Source organism: Microbacter sp. GSS18 (assembly GCA_029319145.1).
Lineage (GTDB): Bacteria > Actinomycetota > Actinomycetes > Actinomycetales > Microbacteriaceae > Microbacterium.
In genome coordinates this window covers 1,179,801-1,206,540 of sequence record CP119753.1, presented here as the reverse complement: position 1 = coordinate 1,206,540, position 26,740 = coordinate 1,179,801, and the positions used below count along the sequence as shown (strand labels likewise).

The 26,740-nt window shown below is 70.4% G+C and carries 19 protein-coding genes; 11 read left to right on the top strand and 8 right to left on the bottom strand.

The window, feature by feature from the left end:
* The first annotated feature begins 80 nt into the window (after positions 1-80).
* Entirely contained in the window at positions 81-791 is a 711-nt protein-coding gene (gene fabG / locus P0L94_05695; protein WES65559.1) for a 3-oxoacyl-ACP reductase FabG, read from the top strand.
* 7 nt (positions 792-798) lie between these two features.
* On the opposite strand, the gene serB is transcribed toward fabG, so the two are convergent.
* Positions 799-1,440: a phosphoserine phosphatase SerB gene (gene serB / locus P0L94_05690; protein ID WES65558.1), complete on the bottom strand. Its 642-nt coding sequence runs from the start codon at positions 1,438-1,440 to the stop codon at positions 799-801.
* 55 nt (positions 1,441-1,495) lie between these two features.
* Complete coding sequence (locus tag P0L94_05685) at positions 1,496-2,740, bottom strand: glucose-1-phosphate adenylyltransferase (GenBank protein WES65557.1); 1,245 nt, start codon at positions 2,738-2,740, stop codon at positions 1,496-1,498.
* 132 nt (positions 2,741-2,872) lie between these two features.
* Between P0L94_05685 and glgA the strand changes: the two genes are divergently transcribed.
* The 3 genes from glgA to P0L94_05670 all read left to right on the top strand — a co-directional run bounded on the left by glgA (position 2,873) and on the right by P0L94_05670 (position 5,237).
* The gene (gene glgA, locus P0L94_05680; GenBank protein WES65556.1) at positions 2,873-4,066 is read left to right on the top strand and encodes a glycogen synthase; all 1,194 of its coding nucleotides are present in this window, start codon (positions 2,873-2,875) and stop codon (positions 4,064-4,066) included.
* A 9-nt stretch (positions 4,067-4,075) separates the two neighbouring features.
* Entirely contained in the window at positions 4,076-4,861 is a 786-nt protein-coding gene (locus P0L94_05675) for an ABC transporter ATP-binding protein (protein WES65555.1), read from the top strand.
* 124 nt (positions 4,862-4,985) lie between these two features.
* Positions 4,986-5,237, top strand: a complete 252-nt coding sequence (locus P0L94_05670) for a type B 50S ribosomal protein L31 (protein ID WES65554.1) — start codon at positions 4,986-4,988, stop codon at positions 5,235-5,237.
* Between the two features lie 74 nt (positions 5,238-5,311).
* On the opposite strand, the gene P0L94_05665 is transcribed toward P0L94_05670, so the two are convergent.
* A complete protein-coding gene (locus P0L94_05665; GenBank protein WES65553.1) occupies positions 5,312-6,043 on the bottom strand; it encodes an exonuclease domain-containing protein in 732 nt (243 codons plus the stop codon).
* Positions 6,044-6,126: 83 nt separating this feature from the next.
* On the opposite strand from P0L94_05665, the gene P0L94_05660 reads away from it, so the two are divergent.
* Positions 6,127-7,020 (top strand): alpha/beta hydrolase, encoded by an 894-nt coding sequence (locus tag P0L94_05660; GenBank protein WES65552.1) that lies wholly within the window; start codon positions 6,127-6,129, stop codon positions 7,018-7,020.
* Here the strand turns inward: P0L94_05660 and P0L94_05655 are convergent.
* Entirely contained in the window at positions 7,007-7,576 is a 570-nt protein-coding gene (locus tag P0L94_05655) for a CGNR zinc finger domain-containing protein (GenBank protein ID WES65551.1), read from the bottom strand. The genes P0L94_05660 and P0L94_05655 overlap by 14 nt on opposite strands.
* 74 nt (positions 7,577-7,650) lie before the next feature.
* Here P0L94_05655 and P0L94_05650 point away from each other — a divergent pair, with 74 nt between their 5' ends.
* Entirely contained in the window at positions 7,651-8,640 is a 990-nt protein-coding gene (locus P0L94_05650; protein ID WES65550.1) for a DMT family transporter, read from the top strand.
* Positions 8,641-8,644: 4 nt separating this feature from the next.
* Here the strand turns inward: P0L94_05650 and P0L94_05645 are convergent, their stop codons facing one another.
* Together P0L94_05645 and P0L94_05640 are read right to left on the bottom strand one after the other, a co-directional pair.
* Positions 8,645-12,838, bottom strand: coding sequence for a BTAD domain-containing putative transcriptional regulator (locus P0L94_05645; GenBank protein ID WES65549.1), 4,194 nt, complete (start codon positions 12,836-12,838; stop codon positions 8,645-8,647).
* A 150-nt stretch (positions 12,839-12,988) separates the two neighbouring features.
* Positions 12,989-17,191: a BTAD domain-containing putative transcriptional regulator gene (locus tag P0L94_05640; GenBank protein ID WES65548.1), complete on the bottom strand. Its 4,203-nt coding sequence runs from the start codon at positions 17,189-17,191 to the stop codon at positions 12,989-12,991.
* Positions 17,192-17,354: 163 nt separating this feature from the next.
* Between P0L94_05640 and P0L94_05635 the strand changes: the two genes are divergently transcribed.
* The gene (locus tag P0L94_05635; protein WES65547.1) at positions 17,355-17,690 is read left to right on the top strand and encodes a hypothetical protein; all 336 of its coding nucleotides are present in this window, start codon (positions 17,355-17,357) and stop codon (positions 17,688-17,690) included.
* 72 nt (positions 17,691-17,762) lie between these two features.
* Here P0L94_05635 and P0L94_05630 read toward each other — a convergent pair whose 3' ends face one another.
* The gene (locus tag P0L94_05630; protein WES65546.1) at positions 17,763-21,956 is read right to left on the bottom strand and encodes a BTAD domain-containing putative transcriptional regulator; all 4,194 of its coding nucleotides are present in this window, start codon (positions 21,954-21,956) and stop codon (positions 17,763-17,765) included.
* A 162-nt stretch (positions 21,957-22,118) separates the two neighbouring features.
* On the opposite strand from P0L94_05630, the gene P0L94_05625 reads away from it, so the two are divergent.
* Positions 22,119-22,436, top strand: coding sequence for a hypothetical protein (locus tag P0L94_05625; GenBank protein WES65545.1), 318 nt, complete (start codon positions 22,119-22,121; stop codon positions 22,434-22,436).
* Positions 22,437-22,500: 64 nt separating this feature from the next.
* Here P0L94_05625 and P0L94_05620 read toward each other — a convergent pair whose 3' ends face one another.
* The gene (locus P0L94_05620) at positions 22,501-22,974 is read right to left on the bottom strand and encodes an Lrp/AsnC family transcriptional regulator (protein WES65544.1); all 474 of its coding nucleotides are present in this window, start codon (positions 22,972-22,974) and stop codon (positions 22,501-22,503) included.
* A gap of 174 nt (positions 22,975-23,148) precedes the next feature.
* Here P0L94_05620 and pdhA point away from each other — a divergent pair, with 174 nt between their 5' ends.
* The 3 genes from pdhA to P0L94_05605 are packed head-to-tail and all read left to right on the top strand — an operon-like array spanning position 23,149 to position 26,725.
* Positions 23,149-24,285, top strand: coding sequence for a pyruvate dehydrogenase (acetyl-transferring) E1 component subunit alpha (pdhA, locus tag P0L94_05615; GenBank protein WES65543.1), 1,137 nt, complete (start codon positions 23,149-23,151; stop codon positions 24,283-24,285).
* Positions 24,282-25,292, top strand: coding sequence for an alpha-ketoacid dehydrogenase subunit beta (locus P0L94_05610; GenBank protein WES65542.1), 1,011 nt, complete (start codon positions 24,282-24,284; stop codon positions 25,290-25,292). The genes pdhA and P0L94_05610 overlap by 4 nt, the downstream gene beginning before the upstream one ends.
* Positions 25,289-26,725 (top strand): dihydrolipoamide acetyltransferase family protein, encoded by a 1,437-nt coding sequence (locus P0L94_05605; GenBank protein ID WES65541.1) that lies wholly within the window; start codon positions 25,289-25,291, stop codon positions 26,723-26,725. The genes P0L94_05610 and P0L94_05605 overlap by 4 nt, the downstream gene beginning before the upstream one ends.
* Positions 26,726-26,740: the final 15 nt, after the last annotated feature.

Below are 26,740 nucleotides of genomic sequence, written 5' to 3'. Positions count from 1 at the left end.
CCAGCGAACGAGCCCGGGTGTCAAACCCCCGCGCCGGTAGGCTGGGGCGGTCCTCGTCACACATCCCCGGGAGCAACACCATGTCCAGTGACCGCGTCGTCCTCGTCACCGGCGGCAACCGCGGCATCGGCCGCGCCATCGCAGAGCGCTTCGTCGCCGACGGCTTCACAGTGGCCGTCACCGCGCGTTCGGGCGAAGGGCCCGAAGGCACCCTCACGGTCCGGGCCGACGTCACCGACGCGGCCGCCGTCGACGCCGCCTTCGCCGAAGTCGAGAAGGAGCTCGGCCCTGTCGGGATCGTCGTCGCCAACGCCGGCATCACCAAGGACACCCTGCTCATGCGCATGACCGAGGAGGACTTCGACACCGTCGTCGCCACGAACCTCGGCGGCGCGTTCCGCGTCGTCAAGCGCGCCAGCAAGGGAATGCTGCGCGCGCGGTGGGGCCGCGTGATCCTGATCTCGAGCGTCGTGGGCCTCTACGGCTCGGCGGGTCAGGTGAACTACTCGGCCTCGAAGTCGGGTCTGGTCGGCTTCGCCCGCTCGCTCACGCGCGAGCTCGGCGGCCGAGGCATCACCGCCAACGTCGTCGCCCCGGGCTTCATCGAGACCGACATGACGGCCGAGCTGCCCGAGGACACGCAGGCCGAGTACAAGAAGAACATCCCGGCCGGGCGCTTCGCCACGCCCGATGAAGTCGCGGGCGTCGTGACGTGGCTGGCGTCCGACGACGCCGCCTACATCTCCGGCGCCGTGATCCCCGTCGACGGCGGACTCGGCATGGGCCACTGAGCCCGGTTCACGGCAGCAGCGGCAGGACCTCGCGCAGGTCGACGCGGCCGACCACGAGGTCGGCCCGCGAGCGCACCGCGGGCTTGGCGTTGAACGCGACGCCCAGGCCCGCGGTCGCCATCATGAGCAGGTCGTTCGCGCCGTCGCCGATCGCGAGCGTCTGAGACAGCGGCACGGCGTGCGCGGCCGCCCATTCGCGCAGCGATGCGGCCTTGGTCTCGGCGTCGACGATCGCGCCCTCCACGGTGCCCGTGAGCGCCCCGGCGTCGACGGTCAGCCGGTTGGCCCGCCACATGTCGACGCCGAGCGACGGTGCGACGACGTCGAGGATCTCGTGGAAACCGCCCGAGACCACACCGACCAGTCCGCCGCGCTCGTGCACGCCGTCGATGAGCTCGACGACTCCGGGCGTGGGCTCGATCCGCTCCAGGACGCGCGCGAACCGCTCGACGCGGACGCCTGCCAGCGCCGAAACGCGCGAGCGCAGGCTCGTGGCGAAGTCGACCTCGCCGCGCATCGCGGCCTCGGTCGCGGCGGCGACCTCGGGACCGCGCCCGGCCTCGTCGGCGATGAGCTCGATGACCTCGTTGCGGATCAGTGTGGAGTCTGCGTCGAGCACGACGAGGAAGCGTGCGGGGGTCGAAGGCATGCACTCCACGCTAGCGGCGCTCGGCGCGGCATCCGCACCGTCGCGCCGGCGGATGTCAGCGCTGGATGTGCATGCCCTTGCCGACGATCGTGATGCCGGAGTCGGTCACGGTGAAGCCGCGCGCCAGATCGCGCTCCCGGTCGACGCCGACGGTCGCCCCGTCGTCGAGGATGACGTCCTTGTCGAGGATCGCACGGTGGATGCGGGCGCCGGCGCCGATCGTGACCCGATCGAACAGGACCGAATCGGTGATCGTCGATCCGCCGCCGGCGAGCGTCCACGGTCCGACGACGCTGCGCTCGAGGTGCGTTCCCGACAGGACCGACCCGAGCGAGACGATCGAGTCGATCGCGTTGCCGATGCGTCCGACCGAGTCGCGCACGAACTTCGCCGGCGGCGAGTTGACCGCCTGCGAGTGGATCGGCCAGTCCATGTTGTACAGGTTGAACACCGGCAGCGTCGAGATCAGGTCGCGGTGCGCGTCGAAGAACGAGTCGATCGTCCCGACGTCGCGCCAGTACGCGCGGTCGCGGTCGGTCGACCCGGGAACGTCGTTGCGCTTCATGTCGTACACGGCCGCCTCGCCGCGCTCGACGAAATAGGGCACGATGTCGCCGCCCATGTCGTGGTTCGACGTGGGGAGCTCGCCGTCGGACTCGACGGCCTCGATCAGCGCATCCGTGTCGAAGATGTAGTTGCCCATCGATGCGAGGATCTCGTGGGGCGAGTCGGGGAGACCCGCGACCTCCTGAGGCTTCTCGAGGAATCGGTTGATCTTGACCGGATCGGCGGCGTCGAGGTCGATGACCCCGAACTGGTTGGCCATCGAGATCGGCTGGCGGATGCCGGCGACGGTCGCCCGGGCGCCCGACTCGATGTGCGCGTCGAGCATCTGCTGGAAGTCCATGCGGTATACGTGGTCGGCGCCGATGACGACGACGATGTCGGGCTTCTCGTCGTTGATGAGGTTCATCGACTGCAGGATCGCGTCCGCGGAGCCGGTGAACCACCGCTTGCCCAGGCGCTGCTGCGCCGGCACCGAGGCGACGTACGAGCCCAGAAGAGGCGACATGCGCCAGTTCGTCGAGACGTGCCGGTCGAGGCTGTGGGACTTGTACTGAGTCAGGACCACGATCTGACGCAATCCCGAATTGATGAGGTTCGAGATCGCGAAGTCGATCAGGCGGTACTGCCCGCCGAAGGGGACGGCGGGCTTGGCCCGATCCGCCGTGAGCGGCATCAGGCGCTTGCCCTCGCCCCCGGCGAGGATGATTCCGAAGACCTTGGGCAGTGCTGGCATGACCCCACACTATGACCAGGCAAGGGGTGAACGCACGGGGTTGTGTGCGCGTGTTCACGGGACATGTCCGGTTGTGCTCCCGAAGCGCCCGGACCGGTGTGCGGAAGTCCGGTCTGTACTAGCGTTCGAGACATGCGCGTCGACATCGTCACCAAGGAGTACCCGCCCGAGATCTACGGCGGCGCCGGAGTCCACGTCACCGAGCTGGTGAAGGCTCTGCGGGCGTCGATCGAGGTGCAGGTCCGCGCCTTCGGCGGACCGCGGGATGAGGACGACACCGCCAACTACGGCGTGCCCGGCGAGCTCGCCGCAGCGAACGGCGCGATCCAGACGCTCGGGACCGATCTGGAGATCGTCGGCGACGTCGCCGGAGCCGATGTCGTGCATAGCCACACGTGGTACGCGAACTTCGCCGGTCACCTGTCCTCGCTGCTCCACGGCATCCCGCACGTCGTGACGGCTCACAGCCTCGAGCCGCTGCGCCCGTGGAAGGCCGAGCAGCTCGGCGGCGGGTACGCCGTGTCGAGCTACATCGAGAAGACGGCGTACGAGGGTGCCGCGGCCATCGTGGCCGTGAGCAACGGAATGCGCGACGATATCCTGCGCAGCTACCCGGCCCTCGACCCCGCCAAGGTCCGCGTCATCTACAACGGCATCGACACGCAGGCCTGGCACCCCGTCGAGGACGACGAGCTGCTCGCCGGTCTCGGCATCGATCCGACGCGGCCCTCTGTGGTGTTCGTCGGCCGCATCACGCGTCAGAAGGGGCTGCCGTATCTTCTGCGGGCGGCAGAGCGCCTTCCCGACGACGTCCAGCTCGTGCTGTGCGCCGGTGCGCCGGACACGCCGCAGATCCTCGCCGAGGTCGAGGAGCTCGTGAAGGGCCTGCAGGCCACGCGCGAAGGCGTCGTGTGGATCGACCGGCTGCTGCCGCGGCATGAGCTGTGCGCGATCCTCACCGCCGCGACGACGTTCGTCTGCCCCTCGGTCTACGAGCCCCTCGGAATCGTGAACCTCGAGGCGATGGCGTGCGGCGCGGCCGTCGTCGGCACCGGCACGGGCGGCATCCCCGAGGTCGTGGTCGACGGCGAGACCGGGCGCATCGTCCCGATCGACCAGGTGCAGGACGGCACGGGCACGCCGACCGACCCCGAGGCCTTCGTCGCCGATCTCGCGGCGGTGCTCACCGAGGTCGTCTCGGACCCCGAGCGCGCTCGCGCGTACGGCGAAGCGGGTCGGCGCCGCGCGATCGAGGACTTCAGCTGGGGGCGGATCGCCGAGCAGACCGCCGCGCTGTACGCCGAGCTGGCCGCGGGCGGCCGGTAGGCTGGTCGCATGCCCCAGGTGCTCGAATTCTCCGACGTCGTCGTCCGCCGAAACGCCCGAGACATCATCGATCACCTGGACTGGCGCGTCGCCGACGACGAGCGCTGGGTGATCCTCGGCCCGAACGGCGCAGGAAAGACCACGCTGCTCCAGCTGGCCGCGACGACGATCCACCCCACCGCGGGCACGGTCGACGTGCTCGGCGAGCGACTGGGCCGCTCGGACGTTTTCGAGCTGCGGCCCCGCATCGGCTTCGCCTCGACGGCGATGGCGCGTCGCATCCCGGCCGACGAGACCGTGCTGAACGTCGTGCTGACCGCGGCGTACTCGGTGCTCGGGCGCTGGCACGAGGACTACGAGGACATCGACGAGCGCCGCGCGCTGCGCGTGCTCGCCGAGTGGCACCTCGACCAGCTCGCCGACCGCACCTTCGGCACGCTCAGCGACGGCGAGCAGAAGCGCGTTCAGATCGCACGGGCCGTCATGACCGACCCCGAGCTGCTGCTGCTGGACGAGCCCGCGGCGAGCCTGGATCTCGGCGCACGGGAAGAGCTGGTCGAGCTGCTCAGCGGCTACGCCCAGGCGCCCACGACACCGGCGATGATCATGGTCACCCATCACGTCGAGGAGATCCCCGCCGGCTTCACCCACGTGCTGCTGATCGACGAGGGGCGCGTCGTGGCGGCGGGCCCGATCGCCGAGACGCTGACCGCCGAGGCCCTCACCGAGACCTTCGGGATGCCGATCCGGCTCGACCAGGACGGCGGTCGGTACGCCGCTCGCGCGGCGCGCTGAATGCGCCGGCCCCGGGATTCCGCGTTCCCGGGCTTCGACTGGTAGAATCTCCCTTTGGTGCACTCGCACCGCCAGACTTTGTCCGTCCTGGCAAAATCCAGGGCACCACTTCCAAAGGACTCCCATGAAGACTGACATCCACCCCGAGTACCGCGCCGTCGTGTTCCGCGACCTCGGCTCGGGCGACACGTTCCTCACCCGCTCGACGGTGACCAGCGACAAGACGATCGAGCTCGACGGTGTCGAGTACCCCGTCATCGACGTCGAGATCTCGTCGGCGTCGCACCCGTTCTACACGGGCAAGCAGCGCATCCTCGACTCGGCGGGTCGGGTCGAGAAGTTCAACCAGCGCTTCAAGAACTTCGGCTCCAAGTAAGCCGCTTCACGAAGGGCCCCGCTTCGGCGGGGCCCTTCGTCGTCCCCGCGGGACACCGCGCGGCGCACCGACCGTCAGCGGATCGGCCAGCGCCCGTCGACGTGGTCTTCGGGGTCGAGGCGCCCGATGCGGATGAAGTACTCCGTGAGGCTCTCGGCCTGCGCGCGGGCCCACGAGACCTGCTGGGTGTGGAGCTCGGTGGCCGTCGCGGGCAGCGCGTCGGCGTAGCGCTCCGCGATCGCCTGCGCGACACGGCCCGCGGCCACGGCATCCGCCGAGGCGTCGTGAGCCCCGTCGAGACGGACGCAATAGTGGGCGGCGACGACCTCGAGCGTGCGCTTGCCGCGGCGGTAGCGGTCGTACGCCTTGTCGACGATGAGCGGGTCGATGACCGGGGACGGATCGATGATCGGCGCGACGCCGTGACGGACGGCCTCGTGCTTGAGGAGTGAGAAGTCGTAGGGGGCGTTGTACGCGACCACCGGCACCCCGGCGTCGAGCAGTGACCGGAGAGCCGCAACGACCTCCGTCACCACGTCCGCTGCCGGGCGGCCTTCCGTCCGTGCTCGCTCGGTCGTGATGCCGTGGACGGCGGTCGCACCCGCGGGGATCTCGATCGCGGGGTCGGCGAGCCAGTTCTGCGCACTGGTCACGTGGCCCGAGGCGTCGAGCATCCCGACATGCGCGGTCACGACGCGGTCGTGGGCGACGTCGATGCCCGTCGTCTCGAGGTCGAACACGCCGACGGCGCTCGTCCACTCGGGAACGTCGAACAGGGGGAGCGGCTCGGGCTGCCACGATTCCATGCCGCCCACGGTATGCCCCGTCGCCGACATCGCCGGTGAGGCTCACGGCGCGCCCTCAGCGTGACGCCTCCTAGACTCGACGGGTGCCGAGCGAGAACCCCTATGCCCCGCTCCTGGCGGACATCCCGGTGAGCCGCGCCGAGGTGGACGTGCTGGACGGGACGACGGCCTACTGGACGTACGGTCCCGACGACGCCGAGGTCACGATCCTCGCGGTCCACGGATTCCGCGGCGAGCATCACGGTCTCGAGCCGGTCGTCGCGCACCTGCCCGGTATCCGTGTCGTCATGCCGGATCTGCCCGGTTTCGGTGAGACGGCCCCGCTGCCGGACCGCGCGCATGACATCGCCGCCTACGCCGACTGGCTCACCGCGTTCCATGCGGCGGCGGCGCCGGACTCGATCGTCCTGGGGCACTCGTTCGGGTCGATCGTGTCCGCGGCCGCGGTCGCGCGGGGGCTCGACACGCGCGCGCTGATCCTGGTGAACCCCATCGGCGCGCCGGCGCTCGAGGGGCCGCGCGGCATCATGACGCGCCTCGCGATCTTCTACTACGCGCTCGGCGCGCGACTGCCCGAGAGCCTCGGGGACGCCCTGTTGCGCAACGGCCTCATCGTGCGCGTCATGAGCGAGACGATGGCGAAGACGCGGGACAAGGACATCCGCGCGTTCGTCCACGACCAGCACGACACGTACTTCTCGCGCTTCAGCGACCGCGAGGTGCTCCGCGAGGCGTTCGTGACGAGCGTGTCCCACGACGTGCGGGAGTTCGCGGGCGGCATCGACGTCCCCACGCTCCTCGTGGCCGCCCAGCGCGACGACATCACGCCGATCGAGAAGCAGCGCGAGCTTCACGCGCTGCTCGCCGACTCCCGGCTGGTCGAGATCCCCGACGTCGGGCACCTCATCCACTACGAGACGCCGGCGCAGGCGGCATCCGCCATCGAGGCCTTCCTCGGCGAGCTCAGCCCTCGCTGACGGCTTCGCGGGCCTTGCGTCGGCGGTAGGCGTTGACGTTCATGCGGTTGCCGCAGTTGCCGGTGTCGCAGTAGCGCTTCGAGCGGTTCTTCGAGTAATCGATGTAGACGCTCAGGCAGTCGTCCGCGGCGCACACCCGGACGCGCTCGTACTCGTCGGCGCGGATGATGTCGACGAACGCCATGGCCGCCTCGACCAGGATGCGCGTCGCCAGCGGCGCATCGGAGTCGGTGGCGTGGATGTGCCAGTCGTAGTCGTCGTGGATCACCAGCTGGGGGAGGGCGCGGCCGTCGCGGAGCATGGCGTTCACGATCGGCACGGCGCCGACGCGGTCGACGAGCCACAGCTCGCGCAGACGCGCCCGGATGCCGCGCACGGATGCCAGTTCGTCGGCGTCGCGCGTGATCGTCCCCGAGTAGGGGTGCCGACGCAGGTACGCGTCGAGCTCGGGCCACGACGACAGCGTGTCGAGGCGTTCGGTGTCCGTCGCGGGAAGCGTGTTGACCAGGTCGACGGCGGCCGCGAGGGCGGCGGTCGTGTCACGACCGAAAATCACATTGACTCCTGACATTGTCGGGCAGTACTGTCACCAGTGTAATCACGCTTCACTCATGACACTCAGGACGGCCCATGAGCACGTCGACCGCGCCGATCGCGATCGTCCCCACCCTCTCCGCCTCGCGCGGTGTCACCTCCGGTCTCGCCATGGCGGTCGGCTCGGCGCTGGCGTTCTCGTCCAGCGGCCCCCTCGTGAAGCCCCTGTTCGAAGCCGGCTGGTCGCTCACGTCGGTGCTCGCCGTCCGGATGGGGCTGGCGGGGCTCGTGCTCGCGCCGGCGCTCGTGCGCGCGCTCATCCGCGACCCCGGCCTCGTGCGACGACACGGGCTGCTCATCGTCGGCTTCGCGCTGACGGGCGTCATGGGCTGCCAGCTGTTCTTCTTCTCTGCGATGCAGCGCATGCCGGTCGCCGTCGCGCTGCTCATCCAGTACATCGCCCCCGTGCTCGTGGTCGTCTGGGCGTGGCTGCGGACCCGCCGCCGTCCGTCGAACCTGGTGATCGGCGGTTCGGTCATCGCCATGGCGGGGCTGGTGCTCGTGATCGACCTCGCGGGCGCGCGCTTCGACGCGCTCGGCACCGTGTTCGCGCTGGGAGCGGCGGTGTGCGCAGCGGCGTACTTCGTCATCTCGGAGCGCACCGGGGACGATCTGCCCCCGCTCGCGCTGGCCGCCGGGGGACTGCTCGTCGGGGCGGCCGTGATGATCCTGCTCGGCGTCACCGGCATCCTGCCCTTCCACGCGCCCGCCGTGAGCGTGGTCGTCGCGGGGATCGAGGTGCCGTGGTTCCTGCCGCTGCTGTGGGTCGCGACGGCGTCGACAGCTGTGGGCTACGGACTCGGCGTCATGGCCGTGCCGCGCGTCGGCTCGCGACTGGCATCGTTCGTCGGACTCAGCGAAGTGCTGTTCGCGCTCGGGTTCGCGTGGCTGCTGCTGGGCGAGACGCCCGCGCCGATCCAGTTCCTCGGCGGGGCGCTCGTGCTGCTCGGCGTCATCGCGGTGCGGATGGACGCCGACAGCGCGGGCACCCCGCACGGACCCGCGGCGGTGGTTCCGGCGCCGTAGGGGCTTATTCGGTCGGGAACGTGCAGGTCTCGCGGTAGGCACCGACGTGGGACAGGTACGTGTCCCACTCGGGGGCGGTGAGGTTGCGCCCGGCGATGCGGCAGACCTGATCGAACCAGACGTCCGGGTCCAGGCTCCAGCGGACGACTCCCGACGGCATACTGACGAGCATGGAGTCCCCCGACGGGTCGAGGTCGACCACCACGCCGGTCAGCGGATGCTCGGCCGGGATCGGGTCGCCGAGCATCCGACCCGCCTCGAGGTCGTAGACGGCGACGGCCGGGTCGCGCGTTCCCGCCACGAGGATCGAATCGTCCTCCGTCAATGCGAACTGATACAGCTCGCCGGGCGGCGCGGGCAGAACCGTCTGGGGCTCGAGCTGTTCATCCATCACGAGAAGCGATCCGTTTCCTCCGGTGATCACCCGCCCGTCTGCGGTCATGATGACGGCCGCGATGTCGGGTGAGGACCGTTCGGCCAGCATCTGGCCGTCCGTCGCATCGAAGACGCCGACCCAGAGAGCACCCTGCGCGTCCGGCCGGTCATCGGCAGCGAGGAACGCGACGAGGGACGCGTCGGCGTCGGAGGAGGCGTCGTAGCCCGGACCCGGGATCTCGAAGGTGGTGCCCGTCGGCTCGTGCGTCACCGGGTCGACGGCTGAGACGGCCCCTGAGCAGCACTCCATGTCGAAGAACACGCTGCCGTCGCGGCTGGTGCGTGGCTCCGCCCACGTGTTGCCGACGGACCTATCGCGGTCGTGGGGGTCGGCCGGAGTCTCCGTCCCAGCGGCGACGTCGATGTAGTAGTTCTCCCGCTCGCCGGTCACGGTGCGCAGGATTCCCGGCCCGACCCAATAGGCGACCATGGCGAGGAATCGATGCACGGTCTCACCGCTCGCGGCGTCCACGACCTCGTAGGGGACATCGGGCCACGGTGCGCCCTGCGGCTCGATGAGGAGGAACTCACCGCCGGGATCGAAGCCCGCGAGCGAATAGCCGGGCGCGACGACGTCCGTCACGTTGCGGGGCGTCCCGGTCAGCTGCCATCGGCCGATGCTCGGAGAGACGGCGCTCATGATGAGGAGTTGGCCATCGTCCGTGACAGTGAGCTCTCCGGTCCCGCCCAGCTGATAGTCAAGGCTGCGCCCGGTCCGCTCGCCGGTGGCGAGGCTTCGCTCCTCGATGAGTCCGTCCACGTCGCCGCAGTAGGCCAGCTCCTGCTCCTCCCACACCGCCGGAAAGATGCACGGGATTCCGTACTGCTCCTCCTGCGTCCACATCACCTCGCCGTCTTCGTCGAGCCTGGCGATGCCGCTGTGCCCGGCGGTGAGGTAGCCGCCATCGGCGAGAAGGACCATTCTCGTGTTCGCATACGATCGCGGAACCGCGGTCGTCGACACCACCTCGAGCGTGCGGGGATCGACCGTCAAGAGCCGTCCGTCGATCATGCCCACGTGGAGCAGACCGTCCTCGGTGAACGCGACGGTCCCCTGCCAGTCGCCACTTCCGTCCCAGCCGGTTCCGACCGACTCGCGCACGTGCAGTTCGCCGGTGCGCAAGTCGATGAGCACGAGGTCGCCGTGGACGTCGTCGACGTAAGCGGCATGGTCGCCCTCCGGGCTCAATGCGTATGTGGTCACGGCCCGCTCGAGATCGAGCCGGGGGATCGGCATCGTGCCGTCTTCCAGGTCGAGGACGCTCAGCACGCTCCCGTACTCTCCCGTCTGACTGATCTCGCCGTCGTCGACGAGGACGGCGATCCGTCCGTCCTCGGAGACGGTGACGAATGGACGCCTCGGGCTTCCCGTGGACGGCAGGTCCACGTCGAACGAGCGGATCACCTGACCGGTGTCCACGTCGCGGATCTCGGCGTACTTCTCTTCGCGGATAATCAGCGCCGTCTCCTCGCCGGGCAGAATGGCGCCCCCGACGCGCTGCTGCGTGTCGGGGATGTAGACGCTCTCAACGGCCCCGGCGTCCGACCCGAGCAACCCGAGCATCATGCCGCGTGCCCGGGCGTCGTCCGGCCATCGTCGGTAGGACTCCGCTGCCAGCAGCGCTGCCACCGTCCGGTCGGTGCCACGCAGCGCGCGGACTTCGTTCGCGAGCGCGTCGATCCGTGCGCTCTGGGCGGCCGCGGCTTCGCCCACCGCGCTGCGCACGGCCAGGCCGCCCGCGGCAACGGCGATGACCGCGATCACCGCGACCCCGGCGACGGCCAGTCGCAGTCGTCGATTCTGGCGTCGCTCGGCGGCGGCGGCCGCGGCGAGCGTGCGCTTCTCGTCTTCTTCGCGGGCGGCCGACGCCTCGACGAAGGCGATCTCAGAAGGTGTCAGGCTCGGGTCGACTCGCTCGCGGAGGTCGAGCATCGCCTGGAGGCGCACGCCGCGGGCCAGGTCATCGTGGCTGCGCCCTCCGGCCTCCCACGCGGCCGCCCCCGCCTCGAGGTGGCCCAGGACGGTGAGATCCTCGGCGCCGTCCTGCACCCACGCGCGGAAGCGCGGCCAGGCGCGCGTGAGCGATTCGTGCGCGAGGACGACCGAGTCGTCTTCGATGCTCACGAGGCGGGCGTGGGCGAGCTGTCCGAAGAGCCGGGAGTGGGCGGGGTCGTCGCGCAGCGGCGCGGCGAGCAGCCGCCGTCGCACCGGAAGACCGTCGGGGGCGAGGGCCACGAGCCGCAGGAGCGTCGTGCGGCACAGCTCCTGGTCTCCGCTGTCGAGGCCGCTGTACAGACGGTCGGCGGACTGAGCGATGGCGCCGCTGATGCCACCGGTCGCCTCGTAGCCGGCGACCGTGAGCACGGGACCCTCCCGGCGCACCCACGTCTCGGCGAGCGCGTGAGACAGGTGGGGGAGCACACCGGCCTCGCCCGCCGCGTCGCGGAGCATCAGCTCGACCAGCCCGGGCTCGAGGCGAAGCCCGGCACGCGCGGCTGGTTCCTCGATCACCGCGCGCAGGTCGTCGTCGCCCATCGGTGAGACGACGACGACGCTCTCGGACATCAGCGGTCCGAGTGACGGATCGGCGGCGCACCGGTCGAGGAAGTCCGACCGCACCGTGATGATGACCTTGCCGCCGTCGCGGATGAACGCGGCGAGAGTGGCAGCGACGTCGGCGCCGACCTCCGCGCCTGACTCGAGGACCTCCTCGAACTGGTCGACCACGATGGCGTCGGTGCGGCGCCCCGCACTCACCGCGTCGCGGAGCGTCTCGGTGATGGCGGGTCCCGGCCCGAGCACGAGCACACGCCGGCCGCGACGCCGCAGCGACGGCACGACCCCGGCGCGTACGAGGGAGGACTTGCCCGACCCCGAGGCGCCGGTCACGATCACGAGCCCCGTCGCTTCGAGACGGCGCGTGGCCGTCGCGATCTCGTCCTCGCGCCCGAAGAAGTCGCCGGCATCGCCCTCCTGGTAGGTCCCGAGGCCGCGGTACGGGCAGTCCGTGCGGGTCTGCATCGTGCTGGGGTTCGTCTCGAGCGCCTCGTCGTGCTGAAGGATCGCGGTCTCGAGGTCGGTGATCTCCCTGCCGGCGTCGACCCCGAGTTCGTCCGCGAGGCGTTCTCGCGCGGCCCGCAGCACCGCCAGAGCATCCGCCTGGCGCCCGGCTCGGTAGAGGGCGAGCGCCAGCAGGGCCCAGCGCGACTCCCGGAGCGGCTCTTGGCGGACGAGGCGCTCGGCGTCGGGGACCACGGCATCCGCGTCGCCGACGTCGAGCCGTGCGCGCAGCAGCGCCTCGGATGCCTGCACCCGCAGGTGCTCGAGGTCGGATGCGGCCGCCTCGGCTTCGGGCCACTCGCCGATGTCGTCGTACGGGCGACCTCGCCAGAGGTCGAGAGCGCGTCGGTAGCCGTCGATGGCGCGGCCGGGTTCGCCGTCGCGCTGATGCTCACGCGCGGTGGCGACGAGGGACTCGAAGCGTCGGGCGTCGACCTCGTCGGGATCGACGTCGAGGTGATAGCCCGACACCGTCGTCACGATCCGATCCGCGCCGAGCGCCTTTCGCAGCCGCGAGATCGACTGCGGGATCTGCTTGGTCCAGGTGGCGGGGCGCTCGGCATCCGGCCATATCGCCTCTGCGAGCTCTTCGGACGCGATCGGCACGCCGTCGCGAACGACGAGCGCCGCCAGCACGGCACGTTCACGCGGATAGAGCGTCGAGTCTTCGACCAGCACCGGCCCCAGTACGTCGATGGTCATGTGCGCCATGTTGGACCCGGTCCAATACCGGGTCAACAGCCTTGGTCGTGGACGAATATCGGGCGAATACCGTGCGCGCGAAGCCGATGACGTGCGGTATGCGGCTCGGCGGCGCGCGTGCCGTGTCGCCACGGACGGACCGCACGGCGCTTACTCGTCGGGGACGTCGCAGGTCTCGCGATATTCTCCGAGGCCGGACATGTGCGTGTCCCACTCGAGCTCGGTGAAGTTCCGGCCGGCCACCTTGCACACCTGGTCGAGCCACGTCGCGGGATCCAGAGACCAGCGCACCACGCCCGTGCTCGTACTGGCGAGCATCCAGTCGCCCGATGGGTCGAGGGTGGCGGCGAAGACCCGGTTGCGCGCGGTCGGCAGCGGCTCACCGAGCATGACGCCCGCGTCGAGGTCGTAGACTGCGACGCCGCCGCCGTCCATCGTGGCCAGGAGCGTCCCGTCGTCGGCGGACACCTCGAGGTCGCGGATCCCCGCGGAGGACGGGGCGCGGAGCTCTGCCAACGGCTCCAGATCGAGGTCGAGCACGATCAGCCGGCTGCTGGATCCGGTGATGATCAGGTCGCCGCCCGTCACGACGCTCGCGAAGTAGTCGGCGCCGTACGTGTCGGCGAGAAGCTCGCCGGTGCTCGTATCGTGCACGGACAGTTGCCAGCCGCCGTTCTCGTCGTCATAGCCCGAGAACACCACCGTCCCGCCGTCCTCGGTGGTGTCGGCGAAGAGCGCCGGACCGCGGCGTGCGAACTCGACTCCCGAGGACTCGCCGGTTCGCGGGTCGAGTGCCGTGACGACGCCGACGCAGCAGTCCATGTCGTACGTGACATCACCCGCGCGGCTCGTGTCGACCTCGGCCGTCGTGAACGGCTCCGCGGTGCGCTCGTAGTCGTGGACGGGCGCCGGCCACGACTGACCGGTCGTGACGTCGTAGTAGAAGTTCTCGCGTTCCGCGGTCACGGTGCGGATGATCCCGCTTCCCGCCCAATACGCGTTGGTCCCCGGCAGACTCAGGACGGCTTCCTCTTCAGCGACATTCCAGACGGTGTAATCGCGGGTCTCGGCGAAGGGGGCCTCCGGTTCCTCCAGGAGCACCCACTCTCCGCTGGGGTCGAAGCCGGCGCTCACCGCGAGTCCCGGCGCGACGAGCTCGCCCGATGCGAGCGCGCCATCGAGGCGCCAGCGGCCGATGCTCGGCGACATCGCGCTGAAGAAGAGGACCTCGTCCCCGCCCTCTCGGACCCACATCTCGCCGGGGTCTCCGATCTGGTAGTCGAGTGTCCGGCCGGTCGGCGCCCCGGTGTCCATGCGGCGCTCGGTGATCCCGGTCGCGAAGTCGTGCAGGAAGACGGTGTCCGTGGTGGGCGAGGGGGCGATCCGACGGCAGCCCTCGGGGAACTCCTGTCGCCACACGAGCTCACCGTCCGCGTCCAGCCGAACCGCCCCGAGCGCGCCGCACGTGATCGTTCCTCCATCGTCGGCCGCGACGATCTCGAGATCCGCCGTGCCCTCGGGAATGGTGACGGCACGAGTGACCTCGAACGTGTCGGGGTCGACCGACAGCAGCTCGCCCGAGGCCGTCCCGACGAGCAGGGTGTCGTCAGCCGCAAACCCGACGGCCCCGGCGAAGTTGCGAGCCGGCTCCGCCTCGACGGCAAGTTCCGACTCGAACCGCACGCGGGCATCCGGAACATCCACGACCACGATTCCGCCATCCGCAGGGACGTAGGCCGCATAGCGACCGGAAGGGCTGAGTGCGTAGGTATTCACCCACCGCTCGAGGAGTGTGGGCTCGCCGCCGACCACCCGCCCGGACGACAGATCGATGACCGTGAACCACGATCCGAACGCCTCCAGCGCCGAAGGGTCTTCGGCATCCGGGTCCAGATAGTCGGTCGCGACGGTGGCGATCGACCCGTCGGCGCTGACCATGACGAACGGACGACGCGTGCTGAACGGCTTCGGAAGCTCGAGGTCGAGCGTGCGGTCGAGCTCACCGGTGTCGACGTTCCGGATCTCGGGATACTGCCGATCGCGGAGCACCAGCGCCGTGTCGGTGCCGGGGATCATCGCGGACCCGATCCGGTCTTCTGTACCCGGCACGAACATGTTCTCGACGCCGTCCGCCGACGCGAGCACGGCGAGCAGCTGGCCGCGGGTGCGTGGATCCTCGGGCCATCGCCGGTACGACTCGGCGGCGATCAGGGCGGACACGATCCGGTTCGAGTCCTGCAGCGCCGCGGAGGAATTCGTCAGCGAGTCGATCCTCGCGTCCTGGGCCACGGCGGCTTCGCTCGAAGCGCTGCGCAGCGCGAGGCCGCCGGCGACGAGCGCGACGACGAGCATGCCGACCACTCCGGCGATCGCGAACCGAAGGCGACGGTTCTGTCGCCGCTCGGCTGCGGCGGCCGCCTCGAGCGCGCGCTTCTCGTCCTGCTCGTGAGCGAGGGATGCATCGAGGTAGGCGACCTCGACGGGACTGAGGCTCGGGCCGAGGCGCTCGCGGAGTTCGATGATCGTCTGCAGGCGTCCGCCGCGAGCGAGGTCGTCGTCGGACCGGCCGCCGTCCTCCCACGCCTGCGCGCCCGTCTCGAGGTGGCCGAGCACCATGAGATCCTCCGCACCCTCCTGCACCCACGCGCGGAAGCGCGGCCAGGCGCGTGTGAGCGATTCGTGGGCGAGGACGACCGAATCGCCCTCGACGCTCACGAGCCGGGCGTGCGCGAGTTGCCCGAACAGGCGTGCGTGGGCGGGGTCGTCCCGCAACGACGCTGCGAACAGACGCCGGCGGACGGGCAGTCCGTCCGGTGCGAGCGCGACCAGCTGGAGCATTGTGGAGCGGCACAGGGCCTGGTCGTCGCTGTCGAGACCGGAGTAGAGCCGGTCGGCGGATTGAGCGATGGCGCCGCCGATGCCACCTGTGGCCTCGTACCCGGCGACCGTCAGGACCGGACCCTCGCGGCGTACCCACGTCTCAGCGAGGGCATGGGAGAGGTGGGGGAGAACTCCCGGCGCGCCCGCGGCATCGCGGAGGATGAGTTCGACCAGCCCGGGCTCGAGGCGGAGCCCCGCACGCGCTGCGGGCTCCTCGATCACGCGTCTCAGATCGTCGTCGCCCATCGGCGAGACGACGAGCACGCTCTCGGACAGCATCGGGCCGAGCGACGGGTCCGCGGCGCAGCGGTCGAGGAAGTCCGAGCGCACGGTGATGATCGCCCTGCCGCCGTCGCGCACGAAGGCAGCGAGGAGTGCCGCGACGTCGCCTGCAATGCCGTCACCGGATTGGAGGACCTCTTCGAACTGGTCGACGACGACGGCATCGGTAGAGGTTCGCCCGCTCGTCGCGCTGCGCAGCGAGTCGGCGATGGCGGGGTCGGGCCCGAGCACGAGTACCCGTCGACCCCGCCGTCGCAGCGACGGGACGACGCCCGCCCGGACGAGCGAGGACTTTCCGGACCCGGAGGCGCCGGTGACGACGAGGAGTCCGATCGCGTCCAGGCGCCGGGTGGCGGTCGCGATCTCGTCCTCGCGGCCGAAGAAGTCGTCGGCGTCGCGCTCCTGGTATGTCCCGAGGCCGCGATATGGGCAGTCGGTGCGCATCGGCGCCGCCGGTAGTCCGGAGCTCAGAGCCTCGTCCTGCCGGAGGATCGCGGCTTCCAGCTGCTGGATCTCCTGCCCGGCGTCGACGCCGAGTTCGTCGGCGAGGCGTTCACGCGCCGACCGCAGCACGGCCAGCGCGTCCGCTTGGCGCCCGGCGCGGTAGCAGGCCAGCGCGAGCAGCGTCCAGCGCGACTCTCGCAGCGGCTCGTCGCGGACGAGCCTCTCGGCCTCGGGGATGACGCCGACGGCGTCGCCGGCATCCAGTCGCGCGCGCAGCATCCCCTCACCGGCCTCGACCCGCAGATGCTCCAGATCGGATGCCGCGGCTGTCGCCTCGGGCCAACCCGAGATCTCCTCGTACGGCCGGCCTCGCCACAGGTCGAGGCCTCTGCGGTATGCGGCGCCCGCACGGTCCGGCTCGCCCGCGCGGTGCAGGTCGCGCGCGCGCGACACGAGCGCTTCGAATCGTCGAGCGTCGATCTCGTCCGGGTCGATGTCGAGGTGATACCCCACCGCGGTCGTGACGATGCGTGCGGCGCCCAGAGTCTTGCGCAATCGGGCTATCGCGGCCTGGATCTGCTTGTTCCACGTCGCGGGCGGATCCGTACCGGACCAGACGACCTCCGCCAGCTCCTGCGCAGTGATGGGCTGCCCGTCGCGGACGACGAGCGCGGCGAGGACGGCCAGCTCCCTCGGATAGAGCGAAGCCGACTCGACGCGTACGGGCCCCAGGACGTCGATAGCCATGGCGCCATGGTCGTCCCGGTATCTGTCGCGGTCAACGGCCCTCCTTCAGAGCACATACCCGACGCATACCGCTCAGGACCGGCCGGATACCTCCGGGCGGGAGCGTGGAGCGCAGGACGTCGCACTGATCCGCAGTCGACGGCAGGTGAAACAGGAGCGAATCATGGACTACACCACATCGGTGGGAGACGGACTGTCGCAGCACCGCGCGGCGGATCTGACCAGCGAGAACGAGCGTCGTCGGAGCATCGCCGAGCGGCTCGAGCGGCGCACCCCTCAGGCGACGAAGGCGCGGCGCCCGGCATGGGTCCCGACGGGCAGGCAGCTGCGGTCGCCGCGCTTCGTGCTGCCCACGGTCGCCATCGCCCTGATGGGCAGCATCCTCGGCTTCGCGGCCATCCCGCAGGACGGCGCGCCGGTGGTTCCGGCGACCGTCGTTCCCGCGGTCGTCGATCCGCCGGGGCCCGGCTTCTCCGGCGCACGGTTCTCCCTGCGGTGATGTGCGCGTTGCAGTATCCGGCGGAAGGAACGTGCGCTGTGGAATGGGCCGATCTGCGCACCGAGCGGGTCGTCACTCCGTCGCGAACTCGCACGTCTCACGCCACGTGCCGACCTCGGACAGGTAGGTGTCCCATTCGACCTCCGTGAGGTTGCGCCCCGCGACGCGGCACGCCTGCTCGTACCAGGGCCCCGGATCGAGATTCCAGCGGGTGACGCCGGCGGAGGAGTTGACGAGCATGAAATCACCCGACGGGTGGAGCGCCGCCACCCGGGGGGTCATGCCGGGGTCCGCCGTGAGAGCATCGCCCATCATGTGGCCCGCATCGAGATCGTACAAGGCCACCCGGGGTTCGGAGGTGGTGAGAAGGAGGAGGGCGTCGTCGTCGCTCAGGTCGAGGGCCGTGGCGCTTCCGATAGGTGCAGGGAGCACGCTGATCGGTGCGAGCTCGAGAGAGGAGATCAGCAGCGATTGCTCCGAGCCGGTGATGATGCGGTCATCCGCCGTGACCGCAAGAGCTTCGTAGTCAGCCCCGTTCGCCTCCGCGAGCTTCTCGCCCGTCTTTGCGTCGAAGACCGCTATCTGCCAGTTGCCCGAGTTGAAATCGAGCGCGGTCGCGATCAGCTTGCTACCGTCGGCCGTGGTCTTCGCGGATCTGCCCGCATCGTTGAGGGCGAACTGGATGCCCAGCTTCTCTCCGGTGCGCGCGTCGAGCGCCTCGATCGCTCCGGTGCAGCAGTCCATCTCGTAGATGATCGTGCCATCGCGGCTCGGGCGGGGTTCTGACCAGACCCAGGGGTCATCGGGATACTTCTCGAAGTCCTGAACAGGAGCCGCCCATTCGTCTCCGGTCTCGACGTCGATGTAGCGGTTCTTGCCCCCGGGATCGAACGTGCGGATGAGACCGTTGCCGACCCAATACGGAAGGAGCGTCGAGATGTTCAGGGCGATTCGACCGGTCTCGGCATCCCAGACGGAGTACTCGGCGGGTTCGTTGAGGAAGTCGTAGGACTGCGGCCCCATCAGCAGATACCGCCCGCTGGGGTCGAACCCCTCCAGGATCGCCGTATCTTCGGCGATCAGCTGGGTGATGTTCGGAATGGCGCCGAGGTGCCAGCGACCGACACTCGAGCCGACGCCGATGTTGAGTACCGTGTCTGCTCCCACAAGGTAGAGCTCGCCGGTGGCCTCGACCTCGGTATTCACGCTACGACCGGTGCTCTCGCCCGTAGCCAGGGATCGCTCCTCGATGACGTTGTCCCTGCCACCGCAATAGAGGAGGTCGCGCTCGAGCGCGACCGTCATGAAGCTGCAGGGACGGCCGAGGTCCGCCTCCTGATCCCACAGGATGGTGCCATCGCGCGAAACGAGCATGAATCCGCTGTGGCCGGCGGAGAAGACGCGACCGTCGTCGAGCACGCGCATGGTGGTGTTCGCCCGGTCCTCAGGCACCGGCACGCGGCTTCGGACGTCCAGCGTCACCGGATCGACCGTCGTGTGCTCACCGTGATAGCTGCCGACAAGCATGGTGTCATCGGGGTGGAAGGCGACGGTGCCCAGCTGGCGGTAGGCGAACGGGGGTTCGCCGGCGAAGCCGGCTACCGTCCGGACGCTGCCATCGGGGGTGTCGACGACGATCAGGTCTCCGGTGGTGTCCGACACAGCGGCGACGTATCGTCCCGACGGGCTGAGTGCGTAGCCGAAGATCGACTGCTCGATCACGATCGGCTCACCGATCATGGTGCCGTCGGCGACGTCCATCACTGTGAGTACCGATCCCCAGTTGTCGCCGTCGCCGGGGAACTCACGGTCTGTGACGATGGTCGCGATGGAGCCGTCATCACTGAGCTGTACGTGGGGGCGCCGCTGACTGTCTCCGGCGGGGATCTCCTCCTCGAACTCGCGGATGAGAGCGCCTGTGCTCAAGTCGCGGATCTGCGGATGCTCGCCCATGACGACGAGCGCCGTCTCGGTGCCGGGGAGTGCGGCGGCGCCGATCCGAACGCCGGCCCCCGGCCAGTACATGCGCTCGGTCGTGCCCGCAGCGGACCCCAGCAGGCTGAGGAGCATGCCACGCGCACGGGCATCGTCGGGCCATCGCCGATACGCCTCCGCAGCGAGCAGTGCGGCGAGCGTGCGGTTCTCTCCTCGCAACGCCGCGGAGGCGCTTGCGAGCGCGTCGATGCGCGCGCTCTCGGCGGCCTGAGCCTCGCTCGACGCACTCCGCAGTGCGAGAGTGCCGGCGGTGAGTGCCACGACCAGCATCGCCGCGATACCCGCAACCGCCCATCGCAGTCGGCGATTCTGACGTCGCTCGGCGGCGGCAGACTCCTCGAGCGCGCGCTTCTCATCCTGCTCGTGAGCGGCGGACGCGTCGACGAACTCGCCCTCGATGGAGGTCAGGTTCGGATCGATCCGCTCACGCAGCTCGACCATCGCCTGCAGGCGCGCGCCTCGCGCGAGGTCCTCGACGGCGCGACCGTCGGCGTCCCACGTCTCGGCCCCCGACTGGATGTTCCCGAGGACGGTGAGGTCCTCCGCGCCCTCGCGCACCCAGCCGCGGAAGCGCGGCCACGCGCGCGTGAGGGATTCATGGGCGAGCGCGACCGAGTCGCCCTCGACGCTGACCAGGCGCGCCTGCGTGAGCTGATCGAACAGCCGCGCGCGGGAGGCGTCCTCCCGCAACGGGGCTGCGGTTATGCGGCGCCTGACCGGCAGTCCGTCGGGGGCGAGGGCGACCAGGCGGAGCAGCGTCGAGCGGCACAGTTCCTGATCATCGGCGTCGAGCGCCGTGAAGAGGCGGTCGGCCGACTGCGCGATGGCGCCGCCGATGCCGCCGGTGGCCTCGTAGCCCGCGACGGTGAGCACGGGACCCTCGCGCCGCACCCAGGTCTCGGCGAGCGCGTGCGACAGATGCGGCAGGACGCCGGGGGAGTCAGCGGCATCCCGGAGCATGAGCTCGACCAGGCCGGACTCGAGCTTCAGCCCCGCGCGTGCCGCCGGCTCCTCGATCACCCGGCGAAGATCGTCCTCGCTCATCGGCGAGACCACGACCACGCTCTCGGACACGAGCGGTCCGAGCGACGGGTCGGCCGCCGTGCGATCGAGGAAGTCCGAACGCACCGTGATGATCGCCTTGCCGCCCTCGTCGACGAAGTCGGCGAGCAGCCGAGCGACCTCACCGCCGATGGCGTCACCGGACTCGAGCACTTCCTCGAACTGATCGACCACCACGACATCTGTGCGCATGCGCGGTCCCATCGCGTCGCGCAGCGTCTCCACGAGGGCGGGCCCCGGGCCGACGACCAGGATGCGACGACCGCGGCGGCGGAGCGAGGGCACGAGTCCGGCCCGAACCAGCGACGACTTGCCGGAGCCCGATGCGCCGGTGACCACGAGGAACCCCGCATCGTCGAGGCGCCGGGCGGCCGCGGCGATCTCGTCGTCACGGCCGAAGAAGTCGCCGGCATCGCTCTCCTCATACGTTCCGAGGCCGCGGTAGGGGCAGTCCACGCGCGTCTGCGTGACCGAGAGGGTGTCGTCGAGGGCATCATCGTGCTGCAGGATCGCCGTCTCGAGGTCGGTGATCTCCTTGCTCGCGTCGACGCCCAGCTCGTCGGCCAGCCGCTCCCGCGCCGAGCGCAGCACGGCGAGCGCGTCGGCCTGGCGTCCGGCCCGGTAGAGCGCGAGAGCGAGCAGCGCCCAGCGGGACTCGCGCAGCGGCTCGTCGCGCACGAGCCGCTCGGCCTCGGGGACGACCCCGACGGCGTCCCCGACGTCGAGTCGGGCGCGCAGCAGACCTTCGGCGGCCTCGATCCGCAGCTGCGCGAGGTCGGATGCGGCCGCTGCCGCCTCGGGCCACGAACTCAACTCGTCGAACGGGGTTCCGCGCCAGAGGGCCAGCGCACGACGGTATCCGTCCACAGCGCGTCCGGGCTCGCCCTCGACGTGGTGCTCGCGCGCGAGGACCACGAGGTCCTCGAAGCGCTTGGCATCGATCTCGTCGGGGTCGACGTCGAGGTGATAGCCCGCCGGCGTCGTCACGATCCGGTCGGCGCCGAGCGCCTTGCGCAGGAGCGCGACCGCCTGCTGGATCTGCTTGTTCCAGGTCGCGGGCCGCTCGGCGTCCGCCCAGATCGCCTCGGCGAGATCCTCGGCGGCGATCGGGTTCCCGTCGCGCACGACGAGCGCGGCGAGGACCGACCGCTCCCGCGGGTGCAGCGAGACGGCTCCGACGTTCACGGGCCCCAGCACGTCGATGGCCATGGCCGCCATGTTCCTCGCGGATCATGGCGCGGTCAACGATGCCGGTGCCGGATGAATACCGGACGAATACCGTTCGGGACCGGCCGAATACCCCGCGGTACCAGCGTGGGCACCAGGACGCCGCACTGATCCGCAGTCGGCGCCGGGTGAAGGGAACGGATCATGGACTACACGACTTCGGTGGGATTCGGACTGTCGCAGCACCAGGCAGCCGACCTCGCACGAGAGACCGAGCAGCGACGCAGCATCGGCGAGCGGCTCGACCGCGGCGCCGGCGCCGCGAACGGCGGACGGGTGCGGCGCGCGCGGATGCGTGCGCCGCGCATCGTGATCCCCGTCGTAGGGGTCGCGCTGATGGGCGGACTGCTCGGGTTCGCGGCGCTGCCGTCGCTGGGGCCGGCGGCTCCGGTGTACCCCGCCACGGTGGTGGTGGACTCGGGCAGCGGCGGCGGATCGGCGATGCCCTTCACGGCGAACTGACCACGCCGCGACGGCACGGGGGAGCCGAGCCTCGGGGGAGGGCTCGGCTCCCCCTTTGTGTCGGCTACTGGTCCTCGTCGGCGAGCGCGAGCAGAGGACGCACGCGGTAGGGGATGACCTCGCCCATCACCAGCGATGTCTCGGTGCGCTCGACGCCTTCGATCGCGAGGATGCGCGCGTCGGTGTCGAACAGGTGCTGCGTGTCGCGGCACGCGACATGCACGAGCAGATCGATCTGACCGCTCAGGCCGTACGCCTGCACGATCTCGGGCACCCGCTCGAGCGCCTCGGCGATGCGGGGGAGATCGGCCTGACGGACGGTGACGCTGAGCACCGCCTCGAGGGGGAAGCCGAGCGCGCTGGACGAGATGGCGCGCTCGTAGGACATGAAGACGCCGGCCTTGTCGAGCCGGGTCATTCGGGCCTGGACGGTGTTGCGCGAGAGCCCGAGCCTGTCGGCGAGCGCCACCACGGTGGCGCGGGGGTCGTCTGCGAGAGCAGCCAGCAGCTCCAGATCGACGTGATCGAGTGCGCTCATAGTGCGCAACGATAGCACGGTCAATCGTCACTTATCTTGTCAACATGCTCAAGGGCATCCGGGATGCTTGAGCCAGATGCGTCTCGGACGTATCGTCAACCTTGTCGGCGACGTTGCCGGCGATCCGCGACGGTCTCCCTCACGAGGGGAGGACCGAGACGAGGAGTGATGACGATGACGCACACCCTGACCCCGACGGCCGAACCGGCCACCGATATCGATGACGTCGCCCGCCTGGTGACCGCCGACGGCGAGCGTGTCGCCGACCCCGAACTCGACCGGTGGGTCGAAGACGTCGGCCCCGAGCAGCTGCGGGCGATGTACCGCGACATGATGATCGCGCGACGCATCGACACCGAGGGCGTCGCCCTGCAGCGGCAGGGCCAGGTGGCCCTGTGGGCCCCGTACCAGGGGCAGGAGGCCGTGCAGATCGGCACCTGCCATGCCCTGCGCGAGGACGACTTCGTCTTCCCCAGCTACCGCGAACTGGGCCTCGTCCACGCACGTGGTGCCGCACCCGCCGACCTCGTGCGCCCGTGGCGCGGTGAGGAACACGCCAGCTACAACCCGTACGACATCGGCGTGGCGAACCCGCAGATCATCATCGGCGCGCAGGCCCTGCATGCCGTCGGCTACGCCATGGGCGTCCAGCGCGACGGCACCGATCAGGTCTCGGCGGCCTACTTCGGCGATGGCGCGTCGAGCCAGGGCGATGTGAACGAGGCGATGGTCTTCGCGTCGTCGTACCGGGCGCCGGTCGTGTTCGTGTGCACCAACAACCAGTGGGCGATCTCGGAGCCCGTCGCCGTCCAGGCGAAGTTCCCCATCGCCGGGCGCGCTCCCGGATTCGGCATCCCGAGCCTGCGCGTCGACGGGAACGACGTCCTCGCGTGCCTCGCGGCGATGCGCTGGGCGCTCGATCACGCGCGACGCGGCGAGGGGCCGGCCTACATCGAGGCGGTGACCTATCGCATGGGCCCGCACACGACGTCGGACGACCCGACGCGCTATCGCGACGAGCAGGAGCTCGAGCGCTGGCGCGAGCGCGACCCGATCGCGCGCATCGAGGCGCTCATGCGCGCCGAAGGCGCCTTCGACGCCGGATTCGCCGGCGAGGTCGCCGCCGAGGCGGACCGCGTCGCCGCCGGGATGCGCCAGGCGGCGATCGGCGCGGTGTCCCGTCCGCCCCTCTCCGTCTTCGACGACGTCTTCGCCGAGCCCCACGCGGGCCTCGACGAGGAGCGCCGCTGGTACGCCGCATATCTCGAGGGCTTCGCCGACGAGACCGCCGCCGGGGAGGTGTCGCGATGACCCAGCTCACCATGGCGAAGGCCATCAACGCGGGGCTCCACCGGGCGATGTCCGACGATCCGAAGGTGCTCGTGATGGGCGAGGACATCGGCAGGCTCGGCGGCGTGTTCCGCGTCACCGACGGGCTGCTCGACGAGTTCGGCGCGGCGCGCGTGGTCGACACGCCGCTGGCCGAGTCGGGCATCATGGGCACCGCGGTGGGGCTGGCGTTCCGCGGCTACCGCCCCGTCGTCGAGATCCAGTTCGACGGCTTCGTCTACCCCGCGTTCGACCAGATCGTCAGCCAGGTCGCGAAGCTCCACTACCGCACCAGCGGGAACGTGCGGATGCCGATCACGATCCGCATCCCGTGGGCCGGCGGCGTGGGCGCGGTCGAGCACCACTCGGAGTCCCCCGAGGCCTACTTCGTGCACACCGCGGGCCTGCGCGTCGTCGCGGTGTCGAATCCGCAGGATGCGTACGTGTGCCTGCGCCAGGCGATCGCTTCCGATGATCCCGTGCTGTTCTTCGAGCCGAAGCGGCTCTATCACACCAAGGGCGACGTCGACCTGGATCTCGACCTCGCCGATGCGCCGCCGATGGGTCTCGCGCGCGTGGCGCGGCCGGGCACCGACGTGACGCTGCTGACGTACGGCGCGCAGGTGTCCACAGCTCTCGACGCCGCCGTAGCCGCCGAGGACGAGGGGATCTCCATCGAGGTGATCGATCTGCGCTCGCTGTCGCCCGTGGATTACCGCACCGTGACGGCCTCGGTCCGCCGGACCGGTCGCGTCGTCGTGACCCATGAGGCCGCGCGCGAGGCCGGGGTCGCGGCCGAGGTGATCGCGAGTGTGACCGAACGCTGCTTCAACCACCTCGAGTCCGCACCGGTGCGCGTCACCGGCCATGACATCCCGTATCCGCCCTCGAAGTTCGAGAAGCACCATCTGCCCGACCTCGACCGGATCCTCGACGCGGTGGATCGCGTGCTGGACCGGCCGAACAGCCTGACGGGGGTGGACCTGTGATCGAGGACTTCCGCCTGCCCGACCTCGGCGAGGGGCTCCCCGAAGCGGAGCTCGTGCAGTGGCTCGTCGCCGAGGGCGACACCGTGGCGCTCAACCAGACCATCGCCGAGGTGGAGACCGCCAAGGCGGTCGTCGAGCTGCCGTCGCCGTACTCCGGCACCGTGACCGGGCTGCATGCGGCCGCGGGAGACGTCATCGAGGTCGGGTCGGTGCTGATCTCGTTCGACGTCGGGGGAGCGGATGCCGTCGAGCCCGACGCGGCGGACGAGGCGGCCGCGGCCGCTCCGGCGGCGGCGACGCCGAAGAAGCGCGCAGACGACGACGCCGAGACGCGGGACGTTCGCGACGACGCGCCCGTCGACGAGGAGCCTGCGACGCCGAACCTCGTGGGCTACGGCGCCGCGCCGCGCAGCTCAGCGCGTCCGCGCCGGCGCGCGCGGGTGCTCCCGGGAGCCGCCGCCCCGACCGATACGGCGGTGCTCGAAGCCGCGCCGCACGACGCCGTCGCCCTGAGCGAGCCCGATGACGTCACGCTCGAGCGGCCCCGTTCCACGCCGCCGGTGCGGGCTCTCGCGAAGAAGCTCGGCGTCGACATCGCGCTCGTGTCGGGAACCGGCCACACGGGGCTCATCACGCGCGACGACGTCGAGGCCTACGCCGCGCACGTCGACGCTCCCGCGCCGGCCGAGCGGTCGGCCCCCGCGCCCGCCGCAGCGCCGTCTCACACGGACGAGCGGGTCGTCCGCACCCCCATCCGGGGTGTGCGCCGTCACACGGCCGAGGCGATGGTGCGGAGCGCCTTCACGGCGCCGCACGCGACGACGTTCCTCACGGTGGACGTGACCGAGACGAACGCTCTCATCGCCTCGCTGCGGGCCGATCGCGAGCTCGCGGACCACCGGATCGGCATCCTCGCCGTCGCCGCGCGGGCGGTGTGCATCGCGCTCGCGCGCATCCCATCACTGAACTCGCGATGGGACGAGGCCGCGGGCGAGATCATCGAGCACCGGTACGTGAACCTCGGCATCGCCGCCGCGACGTCCCGCGGGCTCGTCGTGCCCAACATCAAGGACGCCCAGGAGCTCGGCCTCGTCGATCTCGCCGATGCCGTGCGCGAGCTCGCCGACACCGCTCGGGCCGGACGGACCGCTCCGGCCGACATGACCGGCGGCACGTTCTCGATCACGAACGTCGGCGTCTTCGGTGTCGACACGGGCACCCCGATCCTGAACCCGGGCGAAGCAGGCATCCTCGCTCTGGGCGCCGTCCGACGGCAGCCGTGGGAGCACGAGGGTGGGATCGCGCTGCGAGACATCATGACTCTGGCGCTGTCGTTCGATCATCGCCTGGTCGACGGTGAGCAGGCCGCTCGGTTCCTCGCGGAGGTCGGCGGAATCCTGCGTGAGCCGGGGAGGGGAATGCTCCACCGGTGACGGGACTGAGCGGGG